At 64.0% G+C, this 16083-nt stretch carries 13 protein-coding genes and 1 pseudogene; 9 read left to right on the top strand and 5 right to left on the bottom strand.

Features of this window, described 5'->3' with window-relative positions:
* The 9 genes and pseudogenes from E2583_RS17840 to cydX all read left to right on the top strand — a co-directional run.
* Nucleotides 1-170: pseudogene (locus E2583_RS17840) on the top strand (electron transfer flavoprotein subunit beta/FixA family protein); the annotation flags it as partial.
* Between the two features lie 161 nt (nucleotides 171-331).
* The gene (locus tag E2583_RS17835) at nucleotides 332-1276 is read left to right on the top strand and encodes an FAD-binding protein (protein WP_291597549.1); all 945 of its coding nucleotides are present in this window, start codon (nucleotides 332-334) and stop codon (nucleotides 1274-1276) included.
* 139 nt (nucleotides 1277-1415) lie between these two features.
* Nucleotides 1416-2546, top strand: a complete 1131-nt coding sequence (locus E2583_RS17830; RefSeq protein ID WP_291597548.1) for an ABC transporter substrate-binding protein — start codon at nucleotides 1416-1418, stop codon at nucleotides 2544-2546.
* Nucleotides 2547-2826: 280 nt separating this feature from the next.
* Nucleotides 2827-3783 (top strand): nitronate monooxygenase family protein, encoded by a 957-nt coding sequence (locus tag E2583_RS17825; RefSeq protein ID WP_291597547.1) that lies wholly within the window; start codon nucleotides 2827-2829, stop codon nucleotides 3781-3783.
* A gap of 239 nt (nucleotides 3784-4022) precedes the next feature.
* Entirely contained in the window at nucleotides 4023-5753 is a 1731-nt protein-coding gene (gene cydD, locus E2583_RS17820) for a thiol reductant ABC exporter subunit CydD (protein ID WP_291597546.1), read from the top strand.
* Complete coding sequence (locus E2583_RS17815; protein ID WP_291597545.1) at nucleotides 5750-7474, top strand: amino acid ABC transporter ATP-binding/permease protein; 1725 nt, start codon at nucleotides 5750-5752, stop codon at nucleotides 7472-7474. The genes cydD and E2583_RS17815 overlap by 4 nt, the downstream gene beginning before the upstream one ends.
* Nucleotides 7475-7505: 31 nt before the next feature.
* Nucleotides 7506-9095 carry a cytochrome ubiquinol oxidase subunit I gene (locus E2583_RS17810; protein WP_291597544.1) on the top strand — a complete coding sequence of 530 codons (1590 nt, stop codon included), beginning with the start codon at nucleotides 7506-7508 and terminating at the stop codon, nucleotides 9093-9095.
* Between the two features lie 13 nt (nucleotides 9096-9108).
* Nucleotides 9109-10263, top strand: coding sequence for a cytochrome d ubiquinol oxidase subunit II (gene cydB / locus E2583_RS17805; protein WP_291597543.1), 1155 nt, complete (start codon nucleotides 9109-9111; stop codon nucleotides 10261-10263).
* 88 nt (nucleotides 10264-10351) lie between these two features.
* A complete protein-coding gene (gene cydX, locus E2583_RS17800) occupies nucleotides 10352-10492 on the top strand; it encodes a cytochrome bd-I oxidase subunit CydX (RefSeq protein WP_291597542.1) in 141 nt (46 codons plus the stop codon).
* A gap of 72 nt (nucleotides 10493-10564) precedes the next feature.
* Here cydX and eda read toward each other — a convergent pair whose 3' ends face one another.
* The 5 genes from eda to E2583_RS17775 all read right to left on the bottom strand — a co-directional run bounded on the left by eda (nucleotide 10565) and on the right by E2583_RS17775 (nucleotide 16067).
* Nucleotides 10565-11212 (bottom strand): bifunctional 4-hydroxy-2-oxoglutarate aldolase/2-dehydro-3-deoxy-phosphogluconate aldolase, encoded by a 648-nt coding sequence (eda, locus tag E2583_RS17795; protein WP_291597541.1) that lies wholly within the window; start codon nucleotides 11210-11212, stop codon nucleotides 10565-10567.
* A complete protein-coding gene (gene edd, locus E2583_RS17790; protein WP_291597540.1) occupies nucleotides 11197-13044 on the bottom strand; it encodes a phosphogluconate dehydratase in 1848 nt (615 codons plus the stop codon). The genes eda and edd overlap by 16 nt, the downstream gene beginning before the upstream one ends.
* A 97-nt stretch (nucleotides 13045-13141) precedes the next feature.
* Nucleotides 13142-14149, bottom strand: coding sequence for a TRAP transporter substrate-binding protein (locus E2583_RS17785; RefSeq protein WP_291597539.1), 1008 nt, complete (start codon nucleotides 14147-14149; stop codon nucleotides 13142-13144).
* 124 nt (nucleotides 14150-14273) lie between these two features.
* Nucleotides 14274-15554, bottom strand: coding sequence for a TRAP transporter large permease subunit (locus E2583_RS17780; RefSeq protein WP_291597538.1), 1281 nt, complete (start codon nucleotides 15552-15554; stop codon nucleotides 14274-14276).
* Nucleotides 15555-15560: 6 nt separating this feature from the next.
* Entirely contained in the window at nucleotides 15561-16067 is a 507-nt protein-coding gene (locus tag E2583_RS17775) for a TRAP transporter small permease (protein ID WP_003053072.1), read from the bottom strand.
* Nucleotides 16068-16083: the final 16 nt, after the last annotated feature.

Genomic DNA, 16083 nt, shown 5'->3' with positions numbered 1-16083 from the left:
CCAAGAAAAAGCAGCTGGACACCTTCAAGCCCGAAGACCTGGGCGTGGACGTGACGCCTCGCCTGAAGACCGTGAAGGTCTCCGAGCCTGCCAAGCGCGGCGCTGGCGTCAAGGTGGCCGACGTGGCTGCGCTGGTCGACAAGCTGAAGAACGAAGCGAAGGTTATCTAAGGCCCCCTGAGTCGCCTGCGGCGCCTTCCCCCCAAAGGGGGACGACGGCCTTGGCTGCGGGGCGGCCCTTGCTGGCCGTCCCTCGCCAGGCTGCGCTGCTGCCAAGGGCTGATGTCCTCTCTGGGACTTCGCCAGAACGTAAAGAAATTTAGAGGTTGAATATGACTTCTCTCGTTATTGCAGAACACGACAACGCGTCGATCAAGACCGCGACCCTGAACACCGTGACGGCCGCCAAGGCCTGCGGCGGTGATGTGCATGTGCTGGTGGCCGGCGAAGGCGCAGCTGCTGCGGCCGCCGCTGCGGCCCAGATTGCCGGTGTCTCCAAGGTCATCCACGCCGATGGTGCCAGCCTCAAGGACGGCCTGGCCGAGAACGTGGCGGCCCAGGTGCTGGCGATTGTGGGCAGTGGTGCCGGCCACTACAGCCACATCCTGTTCCCCTCGACCGCGTCGGGCAAGAACGTGGCACCCCGCGTGGCCGCCAAGCTGGACGTGGCCCAGATCAGCGACATCACCAAGGTCGACTCCGCCGACACCTTCGAGCGTCCGATCTACGCGGGCAACGCCATCGCCACCGTGCAGTCCGCCGATGCCGTCAAGGTCATCACCGTGCGTACCACGGGCTTTGACGCAGCGGCTGCCACAGGCGGCTCGGCGGCGGTGGAAACCGTGGCGGCGGTGGCCGACAGTGGCAAGAGCCGCTTTGTGGGTCGCGAAGTGACCAAGAGCGAACGTCCCGAGCTGACGGCGGCCAAGATCATCGTCTCCGGCGGTCGCGCGCTGGGCTCGGCCGAGAAGTTCCAGGAAGTCATGTCGCCGCTGGCCGACAAGCTGGGAGCGGCCATCGGTGCCTCGCGCGCTGCTGTCGATGCGGGCTACGCCCCCAACGACCTGCAGGTGGGCCAGACGGGCAAGATCGTGGCGCCGCAGCTGTATATTGCCTGCGGCATCTCGGGAGCGATCCAGCATCTGGCGGGCATGAAGGACTCGAAGGTGATCGTGGCGATCAACAAGGACCCCGAGGCGCCGATCTTCTCGGTGGCCGACTACGGTCTGGAAGCCGATCTGTTCACCGCCGTGCCCGAGCTGGTCAAGGCGCTGTAATTTGGCGCACATCAAAAGAGGGGCTTCAAGCCCCTCTTTTTCCATGAGCGTCTGGCTCGCCCAGACCGGGTCATCAACAATAATTCGGCAGCTGCATGGGCATTTCAGACCCACTGCATTGATGGAGAGGGAGACTCTGATGAATCGCAAGCATTGGGTGTTGGCGCGCGCCGGTTTGGCCGCGTTGTGTGCGGGGGGCGCTTTGGTGGCGCAGGCCTGGACGGTGGGGCAGGTGGCCCCGATGTCGGGAGCTGAAGCCAGCCAGGGGCGGGCCTATGCGCAAGGCATGCGTCTGTACTTCGACCAGGTCAACAAGGCCGGTGGCGTGCAGGGCCAGCCTGTGGAACTGGCCGCGCTTGATGATCTGGGACATCCCGAAGAGACCGTGGCCAAGACGCGCAAGTTGCTGAGCGAGTCCAAGCCCGTGGTGCTGGCCGGCTATTTCGGCAACCGCAATCTCTCGGCCTTGCTGGAGAGCAAGTCTCTGGATGGTTCGCAGATTCCGCTGGTGGGCTACCAGAGCACCGACACCCGCGTTCTGGCGTCGCCCCTGATGTTCTCCACGCGCGCAGGACTTGTCGAACAGGTTGCAAAGATTTCCACCCACCTGGCCACTGTCGGCATCACGCGCCTGGCCCTGGTGTTTGAGGAGCGCCCCGATGCCCAGGAGCTGACGGCCCTGGTCACCAAGGCCGTGAACCCCAGTGGAGCCAAGCTGGTGACGTCGGCCATGGTCAAGAGCCGAAGCGGGTCGGACAAGGCGGTGCAGGAGCTGCAGGCGTCCAAGGCTTCGCCCCAGGCCATCTTGCTGGTGGCTTCCAGTCCGGCCACGGCGGCATTTGTCGAAGCCTATCGCATGGAGGGCGGCACGGCCCAGATCTATGCCACGGCCGAGGCGGACATCGAACAGCTGGCCAAGCGCCTGCCTGTGGAGTACATGAGTGGCCTGTCGATCGCCCAGGTGGTACCCAGCCCTTACAAGGTCTCGGGCAAGCTCAACAAGGAGTTCCGCGATGCGACGATTGCTGCCGGCAAGTCGCTGGACGTGCCGGTGAGCTTTGCCATGATGGAAGGCTATGTGAATGCCAAGGTCATCGTGGAGGCCATGCGCCGCAGCCAGCCGGTAACGCCTGAAAAGATGAGCGCCGCCCTGCGCGGACTGGAGTCTTTTGACCTGGGCGGCTACTGGGTGAACTTCAAGCCCGGGCAAGTGGGTTCCAAATATGTGGACCTGTCCATCGTCAACGCCGCAGGACGAGTGACGCAGTAAGAAACCAAGGCCTGACACGCATCGCGTTCAGGCCTTTTTTGCAGCCACTTCCATCACGATGATCCGCCGTGCAAAACAGATGCAGAAACTGTTGCCCAGGGGACAGGAGGTGGCGTAATGGCAGGCGAAACTGGCCATCGGCCAGTCGGACGAGGCCGCTGTCGGCACAGGAGTGCAAATAGTGGATCGTTCATCGAGCTGCTTCTGAAATAAGAGCTGTCAACGTATATAGAGCAAGCGCTACAGCCCTTTTACATACAAAACGAAGAAGGAGACAACTATGTCCAAGCTGCCACCCGTTCTTAAAAAGCTGGCTTTGCCTGTCATCGGCTCGCCGCTTTTCATCATCAGCAATCCCAAGCTTGTCATCGAGCAGTGCAAGGCCGGCATCGTCGGCTCCATGCCTTCGCTCAACGCCCGTCCCGCCGAGCAGCTGGAGGACTGGCTGGCCGAGATCACCGAGACTTTGGCCGCCTGGGACAAGGCCCATCCCGACCGCCCTTCGGCACCATTTGCCATCAACCAGATCGTGCACAAGAGCAACGACCGGCTCGAGCACGACATGCAGGTCTGCGCCAAGTACAAGGTGCCCATCATCATCACCAGCCTGGGGGCACGCGAGGACGTGAACCAGGCGGTGCATGGCTGGGGGGGCGTGGTGCTGCACGACATCATCAACAACAAGTTCGCGCGCAAGGCCATTGAAAAAGGTGCGGATGGCCTGATTGCCGTGGCCGCTGGCGCAGGCGGCCATGCGGGTGTGAAGAGCCCGTTTGCCCTGGTGCAGGAAATTCGCCAATGGTTTGACGGCCCGCTGGCGCTGTCGGGCTCGATTGCCACAGGGGGGGCGGTTCTCGCAGCCCAGGCGATGGGGGCGGACTTTGCCTACATCGGCTCGGCCTTCATCGCCACGGACGAGGCGCGTGCCGTGCAAGCCTACAAGCAGGCGATCGTGGAGGGCAACTCCGACGATGTGGTCTACAGCAATCTGTTCACCGGAGTGCACGGAAATTATCTGGCGCCCTCGATTCGTGCGGCCGGTCTGGATCCGGACAACCTGCCCGAGTCCGACCCCAGCAAGATGAATTTTGGCGGCGGTGCGCAAAAAGCCTGGAAGGACATCTGGGGCTGCGGCCAGGGCATCGGCGCCATCGACAAGGTGCTGCCCACGGCCGAGTTGGTGGCCAGGCTCAAGCGTGAATATGCCCAAGCCCGGGCCAGCTTGCTGGCTGCCTGAGGCGGATTCGCAATTTCCCCGTTCCAACGGCGTCTTCGGACGCCGTTTTTCATGGATCTGCTTGTTTGATGTTGCTCAAGTGCGACTGAATCAAGGGTAAACCCTTTGGAAATCGCTGCGGAGTTGATGGAGGTCAATGTAGGCCTGGTCCTGCAATTGGCTTTTGCAGATCAAGTCATGATGATTGTCAAAAGAAGAGTAGTATTCCGTTAATTTCAGTAAATACTGAAAATTAAGAAATGCAGCAAGCACCCTCTTCCTCCACCGACCATCAGACCGATGCGATGCATGCGGTGCTGGCGAACGTCGTCCGTCGTCCCGGTGCGGGCGCGGTGTGGCAGGTCTTGGCCGGATTGCTCTGGCTGCCACAGGCTGCCTTGCTGGCCTGGGCGGTGCAGCTCATGGCCAACGGGCAGGGCGTGGCGGCTGTCTGGCCCATGGCGGCGGGCATGCTGTTGCTGGGTCTGTTGCGGGCCTGGGCAGAAGGTCATGGCGGCCTGCTGGCCAACCGGGCCGCGCGTATGCAGCTGAGCCGCCTGCGTGCCCTGGTGGTGCAGTCGCTGGCCCGCACATCGCCGCTGGACAAGAGCCGCCCTGCCTCGGGCCAGGCCGCCAGTGCCATGGTCGAGCAGGCCGAGGCCATCGTTCCCTGGCTGGCGCGCTATCAGAGCGCAATGTGGCGTGTGCGGCTGCTGCCTTTGGTGATTCTGGCGGCCGTGGCCTGGCAGTCATGGGTGGCGGCTCTGATCCTGACCGCGGCCGCACCGCTGATTCCGCTCTTCATGGCGATCGTGGGCTGGCGTGCCAAAGCGGCCGCAGAAGAGCAGATGCTGCAGCTGGGTCACATGAATGCCTTCCTGCTGGACCGTCTGCGCGGTCTGAGCACGCTGCGCGCCCTGCATGCCGTGGATCTGACAGCCCAGCGTCTGCGTGACCATGCCGAAGATCTGCGCGCCCGCACCATGCGCGTGCTGCGCATTGCGTTCCTGTCTTCTGCGGTGCTGGAGCTTTTCTCGGCGCTGGGCGTGGCCATGGTGGCCGTCTACATCGGCTTTCATCTGCTGGGTACGCTGAACTTCGGTGCCTGGGGCGACAAGCTCGGCCTGGGTCAGGCCATGTTCGTGCTGCTGCTGGCGCCGGCTTTTTTCGAACCTTTGCGCGACCTTTCGGCTGTCTGGCATGACAGAGCCGCAGGCCAGGCGTCGCTGCAGACCTTGCAAGCCATGCAGGCTCAGTCGGTGCAGATCGTCGGCGCGCAGCATGCTGCCGAAGCATCTTCGGTCAATCAGCGGCTATCGCATGGAAATCCTGTATCCGTAAGCGTCTGCGGGCTCGAGGTTCAGGCACCAGGCAGCGACTCCAGCCTCGCACCGCTGACTTTGCACATACAGGCTGGCGAACATGTGGCGCTGTGGAGTCCCAGCGGCAGCGGCAAGTCCGTATTGCTGGCGCAGATTGCCGGCCTTTTGCCGGTACAGCAAGGCCGCATCGAACTCGATCGACAGGTACTCGATGCCCGCAGCGCAACGCAGCTGCGACGGCGCATGGCCTGGCTGGGTCAACTGCCTCATGTCTTTGCCGGTTCGGTCGTGCGCAATATCGCGCTGGGGCGCAACTCCGTAGGGCCCGAACAGATTGCCCTGGCCACGCAGCGGGCGGCACTGGGTGAAGCCCTGGCGCACCGCCCCGGCACGAGCCTGGGTGAGGGGGGCGCAGGTCTTTCCGGAGGCGAGGTGGTGCGGCTGGCCCTGGCGCGCATGGCCGCTCAGACGGAGGCCGGCCTGCTGCTGGTGGACGAGCCTACTGCGCACCTGGACCCCGAGACAGCAGCCCAGATCACGCAGTCGCTGCGGCATCTGGCCAGGGGGCGCACCATGCTGGTCGCCACGCACGACGCGCAACTGGCCGCCGCCATGGACCGCGTGATCGAGCTGCCGCAGCTGCAACGGGCGCAGGAGCCGCAGTCATGAAGATGCGGGCCATTTCAATGCGCGAAATGCTGCAGCTGCTGGGCCGCATGGCGCCGCGCAAGCTCTGGCTGGGCGGTGCCGCCCTGGCGGCACTCACGGTGCTGATGGGCATGGCCTTGCTGGGCCTGTCCGGCTGGTTCATCACGGCAACGGCGCTGGCCGGTCTGGTGCCGGCCACGGCTCTGGTGTTCGATGTGTTCATGCCCTCGGCCGGCATCCGCCTTCTGGCCGTGGGCCGCACCGGTGCCCGCTATGCCGAGCGCCTGGTGACGCACGATGCCACGCTGGCCGTGCTGGCTGCGCTGCGCCAGAGACTGTTTGTGGCCTGGGCCCGTCCTCAGGCCGCCCGTCTGCTGCTGCAGCGCCCCGCTCGGCTGTTGCAGCGTCTGACGTCCGATGTGGATGCGCTGGACAATCTTTATCTGCGCCTGCTGGTGCCTGCTGTCGCGGCGCTGGGCGCGGCCTTGCTGGCCGCTCTGGCCTACGGAATGATGCGATGGTGGCTGGGCCTGTTGACCTTGGCGTGGCTGCTGCTGGCTGGCTGGGGCATTGCCCTGTGGCATGGTTTGCGCAGCCGCAAGGCTGCCGTGCGCCGTGCCATGGCACTGGAGGCCATGCGTGCGCAGACCGTGGATCTGGTGGCCGGTCAGACCGAGCTGCTGATGGCTGGCCGATTGCCGGCGCAGGTACAGCAGGTGCTGCACAGCGATGTGCGCTGTGCCCGGGCCGATGAGCGGCTGTATCGATGTGAGGCGGCTGCCGCCAAGGCCTACGGTGCGGTGTCTGCCGTGACCTTGAGCGCATCCGTGCTGCTGATGGCCTGGCTGATGGAGCAGGGCCGCATCAATGCACCGGTGGCCGCGCTGGGGATCTTGCTCGCGCTGTCCGCGATGGAGCCCTTTGCCGCCCTGCGCAGAGGGGCAGAGCAGGCCGGGCGGACCTGGCTGGCGCTGCGCAGGCTGATTCCCGCACTCATGGACCAGGCCGAAGCGGCACAGAGCTCGCAGCCGTCCCTGTCGAGCTGGGCCGTCAGCCTGCGGTCTGTACGGCTTCGTCAAACGGGTCCTGTCGATCTGGATGTGCGCCAGGGCGAGCGCGTGGCGCTGATTGGCAGCAGCGGTGCCGGCAAGACCAGTCTGCTGCATCTGATGGCGGGTGAGCAGTTGCCGGACGAAGGCGTGGTTCAGGCCCGCAGTTGCAGCTGGATGACGCAGAGAACCGAGCTTTTCCAGGACAGTCTGCGCGACAACCTGAGGCTTGCCGATGCCGAGGCCGACGATGCGCAACTGTGGGATGCCCTGCAGGCTGCAGGTCTCGCAAGCGACGTCATGGCCCTGCCACAGGGGCTGGACACCATGCTGGGTGAGGGTGGCCTGGGACTGTCCGGTGGGCAGTCGCGCAGGCTGGCACTGGCTAGGCTGATGCTGAGCCCGGATTCGTGCTGGCTGCTCGACGAAGTCAGCGAGGGACTGGATGCCGCCACGGCCGCCGACGTGTTGCGCCGCCTGGCACAGGCTGCCGATAGCGGCGCGCGAACGCTGATTTTTGCCACGCATTGGCAGCGCGAGGCACGCCTCGCCGACCGCATCGTGTATTTGCAGGCAGGGCAGGTGAAAGCGCAGGCCCTGCGCGGCACACCTGAGTTCGAGCGCCTGATGGCGAGGCTGAGACCCGATGTCTTGGGTACTGCCGCACCACAGGGCGTGTGTTTTTCCGATTGATTTTTGAAGTACCGAGAGAAAGGACCTGACCATGGACCTCGATATCGTCGATTTATCGCGACTGCAGTTTGCGATAACGGCGCTCTACCACTTTCTGTTCGTGCCGCTGACACTGGGCCTGTCCATACTCGTCGCCATTATGGAGACGGTGTATGTGATGACCGGCCGTGCCATCTGGCGCGACATGACCAAGTTCTGGGGCGTATTGTTCGGCATCAACTTCGCCATGGGGGTGGCCACCGGTGTGGTGATGGAGTTTCAGTTCGGCATGAACTGGAGCTACTACAGCCACTATGTGGGTGACATCTTCGGTGCGCCACTGGCGATCGAGGGTTTGATGGCCTTCTTCCTGGAGGCAACCTTTGTCGGCCTGTTCTTCTTTGGCTGGGATCGACTCTCCAAGGTCAAGCACCTGATCGTCACCTGCCTGATGGCCATCGGCACCAACTTCTCGGCGCTGTGGATTCTGGTCGCCAATGGATGGATGCAGAACCCCGTGGGGGCGAGCTTCAACCCTCAGACCATGCGCATGGAGGTGAATGACTTCTTTGCGGTGCTCACCAATCCCGTGGCGCAGGCCAAGTTCGTGCACACGGTGTCGGCCGGCTATGTCATGGCCTCGCTGTTCGTGCTGGGCATTTCGGCCTGGTATCTCCTCAAGGGCCGTCACATCCATCTGGCCAAGCGCTCGATGACGGTGGCTGCATCCTTTGGCCTGGCCGCGTCGCTGTCGGTGGTGGTGCTGGGTGACGAATCGGGCTATCTGTCGTCGGAACACCAGAAGATGAAGCTGGCGTCGATCGAAGCCATGTGGGAGACCGAACCGGCACCGGCTTCCTTCACGGCCTTTGGTTTCCCCGACCGCGAGGCGCGCGAGACCCATTTTGCCGTGCACATTCCATGGGTCATGGGTCTGATCGGCACGCGTTCTCTGGACACCCCGATTCCCGGCATCAACGAATTGGTCAAGAACGCCGAAGGCAATATCCGCAACGGTATCGATGCCTACGACGCGCTGCAGACCATCCGCAAGGCCAAGACCGATGCCGAGATTCCTGCGGAGGCACGCCTGCGCTTCGAGAACAATGGCGCGAACCTGGGCTACGCCCTGCTGCTGATGCGCTATGTGGATGACCCCCGCAAGGCGAGCGATGCGCAGATCCATCAGGCGGCCATGGATACCGTGCCGCCCGTGGGGCCGCTGTTCTGGACCTTCCGCATCATGGTGGCCCTGGGCATGTTCTTCATCGTGCTGACCGGTACCTTCTTCTGGCTGGCTGCCCGCCACAGGCTGGATGCCTACCCCTGGCTGCTCAAGGTCGCCGTGCTGTCGATCCCGCTGCCCTGGATTGCCGCCGAATGCGGCTGGGTGGTGGCCGAGCTGGGTCGCCAGCCCTGGATCATCGAAGGCGTGCTGCCCACGGCCATGGCGGTATCCAATCTGGGCGCGAAGACGCTGCTGCTGACCATTGCCGGCTTTGTGCTGATCTATACCGTGCTGCTGGTGATCGAGCTCAAGCTGATGGTCAAGGCCATCAAGAAGGGCCCCGAGCATGAGAGCGAACCTCACCTCAGCCTCTACGAACCCATGATCAAGAAGCTGGCGCGCGGCCAAAGCTGAGAGGAGCAACCAAATGATCTTGCATGAACTGATTTCATATGACGTGCTGCGCCTCATCTGGTGGCTGCTGCTCGGCGTGCTGCTGGTGGGCTTTGCCGTCACCGACGGCTTTGACCTCGGCGCCATGGGCCTGTTGCGTGCCACGGCCAAGACCGATGTCGAGCGCCGCACGGCCATCAACTCCGTCGGCCCCGTGTGGGAAGGCAATCAGGTGTGGCTGATTCTGGGCGGCGGCGCCATCTTTGCGGCCTGGCCCCAGCTGTACGCCGTGTCCTTCTCGGGCTTTTACCTGGCCATGTTTGCCGTGCTGGTGCCGCTGATCCTGCGTCCCGTGGCGTTCAAGTTCCGCAGCAAACATGAAGATGCAGCCTGGCGCAACCGCTGGGACTGGGTACTGTGCATCACGGGCCTGGTGCCTGCACTGCTGTTCGGCGTGGCCGTGGGCAATGTGATTCTCGGCGTGCCATTCCGCCTGGGCGACGATATGCGCATTTACTACGACGGCACGTTCTTCGGCCTGTTGACGCCGTTCGCCTTGCTGTGCGGTCTGGTCTCGCTGTCCATGCTGCTCATGCACGGCGCGGCCTGGCTGATGTTCAAGACCGATGGCGATGTCGCCAATCGCGCGGCCAGGTACGGCAGCCTGTTTGCCGTGCTGACGACCTTGCTGTTTGCGGGTGCGGGCCTGTGGCTGGCTTCGGGCATCAACGGCTATGTGATCACCAGCGAGATCAACCCTGCAGGCCCCTCCAACCCCATGACCAAGACGGCCGCCGTGGCTGCCGGAGCATGGATGGCCAACTTCAAGTCCTATCCCGTGCTCTGGCTGGTGCCCGGCATCGGCCTGCTCATGCCGCTGATCGTGGCCCTCGGCCTGCGCAGCCGCCGCGAATGGCTGGCGTTGCTGGCCAGCGGCCTGGCGATTGCCGGCATCATCCTGACCGTGGGTGCGGCCATGTTCCCCATGATCCTGCCCTCCAGCATCGATCCGCGCTTCAGCCTGACGGTCTGGGACTCCTCCTCCAGCCATGTGGTGCTCTTCATCATGCTGGTCTGCGTGCTGATCTTCCTGCCCTTGATCCTGGCCTATACCAGCTGGGTGTACTCGGTGCTGCGCGGCAAGGTCGACGTCAAGGCCATCGTGACCGGCCAGGGCCACTCGTATTGAGGTGAACGCTCCCCGGCCGCCGTGGCGCGGCCGGGGGATCTGAAGATTGCCGGCCCATGCCCTGCATGGGCCGAATGAAAGGAAACTTATGTGGTATTTCGCCTGGTTGCTGGGACTGCCGCTGGCAGCCGCCTTTGCCGTGCTCAATGCGATGTGGTTCGAGCTGATGGATGACGAGGCGACACGTCGCAGGCTGCTGGCCAGGACCAAGTCGCTGCCGGACGCCTGAGCCGCCAAGATGTGGAAAAGCCCGGTCGGCTTGCGCTGACCGGGCTTTTTCATGGATCAGGCCTTGTTCTGGTCAGGCCGTGCGGGAGCTTCTCAACGCCTGCGTGGCCTGGGCCAGCTCGGTGATGAGCGACCAGTTGCCGGCCTCCAGGGCGCTGGCCGGGACCAGCCAGGAGCCGCCCACGCAGACCACATTGGACAACGCCAGAAACTCCGCCGCATTGGCGGGCGAGATGCCGCCCGTGGGGCAGAAGCGCAGCTCTGCGAACGGCCCTTGCCAGGCCTTCAGCATCTGGATACCGCCCGACTGCACGGCGGGGAAAAACTTGAGCTCGGTAAAACCGTCTTCCTGAGCCATCATGATTTCGCTGCTGGTTGCGACGCCGGGCAGCAGCGGCAGGTCCAGATCGCGGCAGGCCTGGCCCAGCTTGCTGGTGTAGCCGGGGCTGACGGCAAACCTTGCGCCGGCCCGGGTGGCCGCCGCAGCATCGGCCGCATTGCGCACGGTGCCCGCACCGACGATGGCCTCGGGCAGCTGTTTGGCGATGGCTTCGATGCAGGCCAGGCCCTGAGGCGTGCGCAGCGTGACTTCCAGAACCCGGATCCCGCCGGCCAGCAGCGCCCTGGCCATGGGCACAGCATGTTCCGTGCGGTGCAGCACGATGACCGGAATCACCGGTGCATCCTGCATGATGGACAGGGCGGTCATTTGAGCAGCCATGTGCAAGCTCCTTCTTCTGCGCTCAGCGCATTGCGCCGGAATCCGGCAAACAGTTCACGACCCAGGCCGCGGTGATTGGCTTGCTGCAGCTCGGTCGGCATGGTGGCCAGCGGTCTGGCTTCCCATTCGGCATCGGTCAGCTCGGCCTGCAGCAGACCGGCGGGGGCATCGAGCACGATGATGTCGCCGCTTCGCACCTTGGCCAGCGGGCCACCGGCCAGCGCTTCGGGGCTGACATGGATGGCGGCCGGAACCTTGCCCGATGCGCCGCTCATGCGGCCGTCGGTGACCAGGGCCACGAGATAGCCCTTGCCTTGCAGAACGGCCAGCGGAGGGGTCAGCTTGTGCAGCTCGGGCATGCCATTGGCCTGGGGGCCCTGCCAGCGCACCACGCAGACGATGCCGTGGAAGCCGTTGGTCTGGCAGGCCTGTTCCAGCGCGCCGGACTTGAAGGCTGCCTGGAGTTCGTCCTGCGAATCAAAGACCCATGCGGGCGCGCGCAGTGCATGGCGATCTTCCGGTACGGCGCTGATCTTGATGACGCTGCGGCCGAGGTTGCCTTGGAGCAGCCTCAAGCCGCCGGTGGGACTGAAGGGGCGGCTGGCAGGGCGCAGCACGGTCTCGTCGCCGGACGTGTCGGCATCCCGCCACTGCAACTGACGGTTCTCGACATGGGGGATGCGCCCGAAGGCGGCCAGCCCCTCGGGCCTCACCGTGAGCACATCGCCATGCATGAGCCCGGCCCGCAGCAGCTGGGCGATCACGTAGCCGGGACCGCCTGCGGCCTGGAACTGATTCACGTCCGCACTGCCGTTGGGGTAGACGCGGGCCAGCAGGGGCACCACTGCCGACAATTGCTCGAAATCATTCCAGTCGATGACGATGCCGGCTGCTCGGGCCACCGCGACCCAGTGGATCAGGTGGTTGGTGGAGCCGCCGGTGGCCAGAAGGGCCACCATGGCATTGACGATGCAGCGCTCGTCCACGACATGCCCGATGGGGGCAAAGCGCCGGCCCCGGGTGATGGACAGCACGGTGCGCATGGCTTCTCGTGTCAGCAGTTCGCGCTCTGCATCGGCGGGGTTGATGAAGGCCGTTCCGGGGACATGCAGACCCATGGCTTCCAGCAGCATCTGATTGCTGTTGGCCGTGCCATAGAAGGTGCAGGTGCCCTGGTCGTGGTAGGCGGCATTTTCTGCCGCCAGCAGCTCCTGCCGGCCGACCAGACCCTGCGCCGCCTGCTCGCGCACCTTGGCCTTGTCGCTGTTGGACAGGCCCGAAGTCATGGGGCCGGCAGGCACGAACACCATGGGCAGATGGCCGAAATGCAGGGCTCCGATCAGCAGTCCGGGCACGATCTTGTCGCAGACGCCCAGCATCAGGGCCGCATCGAAAGTGTCATGCGTAAGCGCCACGGCGGCGGACATGGCAATCGCGTCGCGACTGAACAGACTCAGCTCCATGCCCGGCATGCCCTGGGTCACGCCGTCGCACATGGCGGGCACGCCGCCGGCCACCTGGGCCGTGGCTCCGTTGCGCCGGGCCTCGTCCTTCAGAATATCGGGGTAGTGCGCAAACGGCGCATGGGCGGAGAGCACATCGTTGTAAGCCGTGACGATTCCGACATTCGGCCCTTTTTCCTCGATGATGCGAATCTTGTCCGTGCCCGGAAGGGCTGCAAAGGCATGGGCCACATTGGCGCAGCCCATGGTGCGTACCTGCGGCGGGCGCGCGGCCATGGCATCGACCTGTGCCAGATAGTCGGAGCGGCTGGCGCGGCTGCGCTCCCGGATGCGCTGCGTCACCTGGTCCAGAACGGGGTGAAGTGCCATGATGAAAGTCCTTGGGCAGCAATGCCTGTGCGGCGAACGCAGGCATCTTCTTGAATGGGGTGCAGCCATGCCCGGGGCATGGCTGCGTGGTTAGGGCTTATTTGGCGCGGGCTTGCTTGACTGCGCTCTGGACAGAGTCCCAGGTGCCTTGGCCCACGGACTTGGCAATACCGGCATTGACAGCGCCGAGCTTGTCGCGCATGCGGCCCGCTTCGGCGGCTGGCAGTTCGTTGACCTGCATGCCCTTGGCCTTGATCTCGGCCAGCGCCTTGGCGGCCTCTTCGCGCGTGTCCTTGCGCTCGAATTCACGGCTCTTGATCGCAGCGTCCTGCAGCACCTTCTTCTCGGCAGGACTCAGCGTGTCCCACCACTTCTTGCTGACCGTCACGATCCAGGGGCTGTAGACATGGTTGGAGACCGTCAGGTACTTCTGCACTTCATAGAACTTGCTCGACAGCACCGTGTTGAAGGGGTTTTCCTGACCATCCACGGCCTTGGTTTCCAGGGCCGTGAACAGCTCGGAGAAGGGCAGGGGAACGGCATTCGCACCCAGGGTCTTGAAGCTGTCCAGGAAGACATTGTTCTGCATCACGCGCAGCTTCACGTCCTGCAGGTCTTCCAGCTTGGTGATGGGGCGCTTGTTGTTGGTCAGATTGCGAAAGCCGTTTTCCCAATAGACCAGGCCCACCATGCCCTTGGGCTCCAGAGTGGCCTTGACCTTCTCTCCCACGGGGCCGTCCAGCACGGCATCGGCCTCCTTGGTGTTGGCAAACAGGAAAGGGGTGTCCCAGATCGCCATTTCGGGGGACAGACCCACCAGCGTGGCGGTCGAGCCGACCATCATTTCCTGGGCTCCACCGATCAGTGCCTGCTGCATCTGCGTGTCCGAGCCCAGGGAAGCGTTGCCGATGGCGCGCACCTTCATCTTGCCGCCGCTGGCCTTCTCCACCTCCTTGGCGAACATGCGCACCGCACGGCCCTGGTTGGAGTCTTCCACCAGGCCGTAGCCGAACCGCACCAGGCGGGGTTTGAAGTCCTGCGCCTGAACGGCGCCGGCGGCCAGCAACATGGCCGTAATCCCTGCGACTGCAAATTTGATACGCATACCCGTCTCCTTGCTTGATTGGGCCTGGGCCCTTTGGTTGAAGTGAATTTGGCCTGCAGCGCGCATGTCGCGGGCGCTGACAGCGGTTGATGTGAGAGTTTCCGAGATCGTCATGGTCGGCCCTTCAATGCATCCACTTCAGCGGCGCGGTGACCAGTTGCGGGAAGAGCACGAACAGGATGGCCAGCAGCACATAGACCATCAGGAAGGGATTGGTGCCCTTGATCACGGTTTCCATGCGCAGCCTGCCCACGCCGGCCACCACGTTCTGCACCGTGCCCACCGGAGGGGTGATGAGGCCGATACAGCCCACATAAATGAACATGAAGCCGAAGTACACGGGGTCGATGCCGGCCTTGACGGCCAGCGGCGCACAGACCGGGCCGAAGATCAGGATGGTGGGCGTCAGGTCCATGGCGGTGCCGACCACGAGCAGGAAGAGCATCATCACGGCCATGAAGAGCAAGGGCTGGTCCAGCAGGCCGGAGAAGCTGTCGGCCAGCATATTGGGCAGGTCGGCGAGCGTGATCATGTAGGCGGTCACGGTGGCTGCGCCGCAGAGGAACATCACCACCGCGGTGGTCTTGGAGGCGCCCAGGAAGACTTCGTAGAGCCGGCTCCAGCTCATCTCCCTGTAGACCACCATCGAGACAAACAGTGCGTAGACCGCAGCCACCACGGCAGCTTCGGTCGGCGTGAACACGCCGCCCTTGAGGCCGCCCAGAATGATGACCGGCATCATCATGGCCCAGAAACTCTTGGCCAGTGCCTTCAGGCGCAGGCCCCAGCTCACGCGCTCACCCGAGGTCAGCTGGTATTTGCGTGCGATGAACCACCAGGCGGCAATCAGGAAGCCGCCCATGAACAGGCCGGGAACGACGCCCGAAAGAAACAGCTTGCTGATGGAGGTGTTGGTGGTGACGCCGTAGATCACGAACGGCATCGACGGCGGAATGATGGGGGCGATGATGCCGCCCGAAGCCAGCAGGCCGGCGCTGTAGCTGTCGGGATACTTCTGGTCGCGCATCATCGGCAGCAGGATGGTGGCCAGCGCGGCAGTGTCGGCAATGGCCGATCCGCTCATCGAGGCCAGCAGCACGGCTGCACCGATGGCCACATAACCCAGGCCGCCCGGAATATGGCCGACAAAGGCGCGGGCCAGATCGATGATGCGGCGCGACAGGCCGCCGGCATTCATCAGCTCACCCGCGAGGATGAAGAAGGGCACGGCCAGCAGCGGGAAATTGTCGAACCCGGCCTGCAGATTCTGGGCGAGCAGCTGGGTGTCGAAAAAGTCCAGGTGCCACATCAGGGCGACGCCGGTGAGTATCAGTGCATGGGCAATCGGCATGCCGATCACCATGCCGCCGATCAGCACGGCGAGAAAAATCAGGGTGACGATCATGGCGCCTTACTCCACGCTGGTTTCAGAAGTCTCGGTCGGGGTGCCGCGCAACATGTCGCGCACCACCACCAGCAACATGCCTATGGCCAGCACCAGCGTCGCCGCTGCGCCCAGGGCCAGGGGATAGCCCAGCACGGTGCTGTAGCTGCTCCAGCCGGCAACGACCTGCTCCCAGGAGCCCCACAGCAGCAAGGCCATGCAGGTGCCGATCAGCAGCTGCGAGACCCAGAACAGGACTTTGCGGGTGGCCGGGCCGACCCGCGATGTCACCATGTCGAAGCCCAGGTGGGCGCCTTCAAAAGCAGCCACGATGGCGCCGATGGCCACCAGCCACACAAACAGCAGGCGCGAGATCTCCTCATAGGAGACGATGCTGGTGTGGAAAACGTAGCGCAGCACCACGTTGACGAAAACGGCAATCACCATGCCGGCCAGGGCCAGCACCATCAGGCCTTCGGCCAGGCGCTTGAGCCATGGCTTGCGGCCCTGTGCCTCTTTGCGATCTTCAGACATTGGCTGTCTCCTGCTG

Source organism: Comamonas sp. (assembly GCF_009360615.1).
Lineage (GTDB): Bacteria > Pseudomonadota > Gammaproteobacteria > Burkholderiales > Burkholderiaceae_C > Comamonas.
Note: the sequence above shows the minus strand (reverse complement) of the source record. Positions and strands in the feature narration are given on the sequence as shown.

Bases quoted from the DNA above. Each gene is read 5' to 3' on its own strand.
- E2583_RS17815 (WP_291597545.1), top strand. From the start codon at position 5,750: ATGAAGATGCGGGCCATTTCAATGCGCGAAATGCTGCAGCTGCTGGGC.
- E2583_RS17775 (WP_003053072.1), bottom strand. From the start codon at position 16,067: ATGTCTGAAGATCGCAAAGAGGCACAGGGCCGCAAGCCATGGCTCAAG.
- E2583_RS17830 (WP_291597548.1), top strand. From the start codon at position 1,416: ATGAATCGCAAGCATTGGGTGTTGGCGCGCGCCGGTTTGGCCGCGTTG.
- cydB (WP_291597543.1), top strand. From the start codon at position 9,109: ATGATCTTGCATGAACTGATTTCATATGACGTGCTGCGCCTCATCTGG.
- E2583_RS17780 (WP_291597538.1), bottom strand. From the start codon at position 15,554: ATGATCGTCACCCTGATTTTTCTCGCCGTGCTGATCGGCGGCATGGTG.
- E2583_RS17825 (WP_291597547.1), top strand. From the start codon at position 2,827: ATGTCCAAGCTGCCACCCGTTCTTAAAAAGCTGGCTTTGCCTGTCATC.
- cydD (WP_291597546.1), top strand. From the start codon at position 4,023: ATGCAGCAAGCACCCTCTTCCTCCACCGACCATCAGACCGATGCGATG.
- E2583_RS17785 (WP_291597539.1), bottom strand. From the start codon at position 14,149: ATGCGTATCAAATTTGCAGTCGCAGGGATTACGGCCATGTTGCTGGCC.
- E2583_RS17810 (WP_291597544.1), top strand. From the start codon at position 7,506: ATGGACCTCGATATCGTCGATTTATCGCGACTGCAGTTTGCGATAACG.
- edd (WP_291597540.1), bottom strand. From the start codon at position 13,044: ATGGCACTTCACCCCGTTCTGGACCAGGTGACGCAGCGCATCCGGGAG.
- cydX (WP_291597542.1), top strand. From the start codon at position 10,352: ATGTGGTATTTCGCCTGGTTGCTGGGACTGCCGCTGGCAGCCGCCTTT.
- eda (WP_291597541.1), bottom strand. From the start codon at position 11,212: ATGGCTGCTCAAATGACCGCCCTGTCCATCATGCAGGATGCACCGGTG.
- E2583_RS17835 (WP_291597549.1), top strand. From the start codon at position 332: ATGACTTCTCTCGTTATTGCAGAACACGACAACGCGTCGATCAAGACC.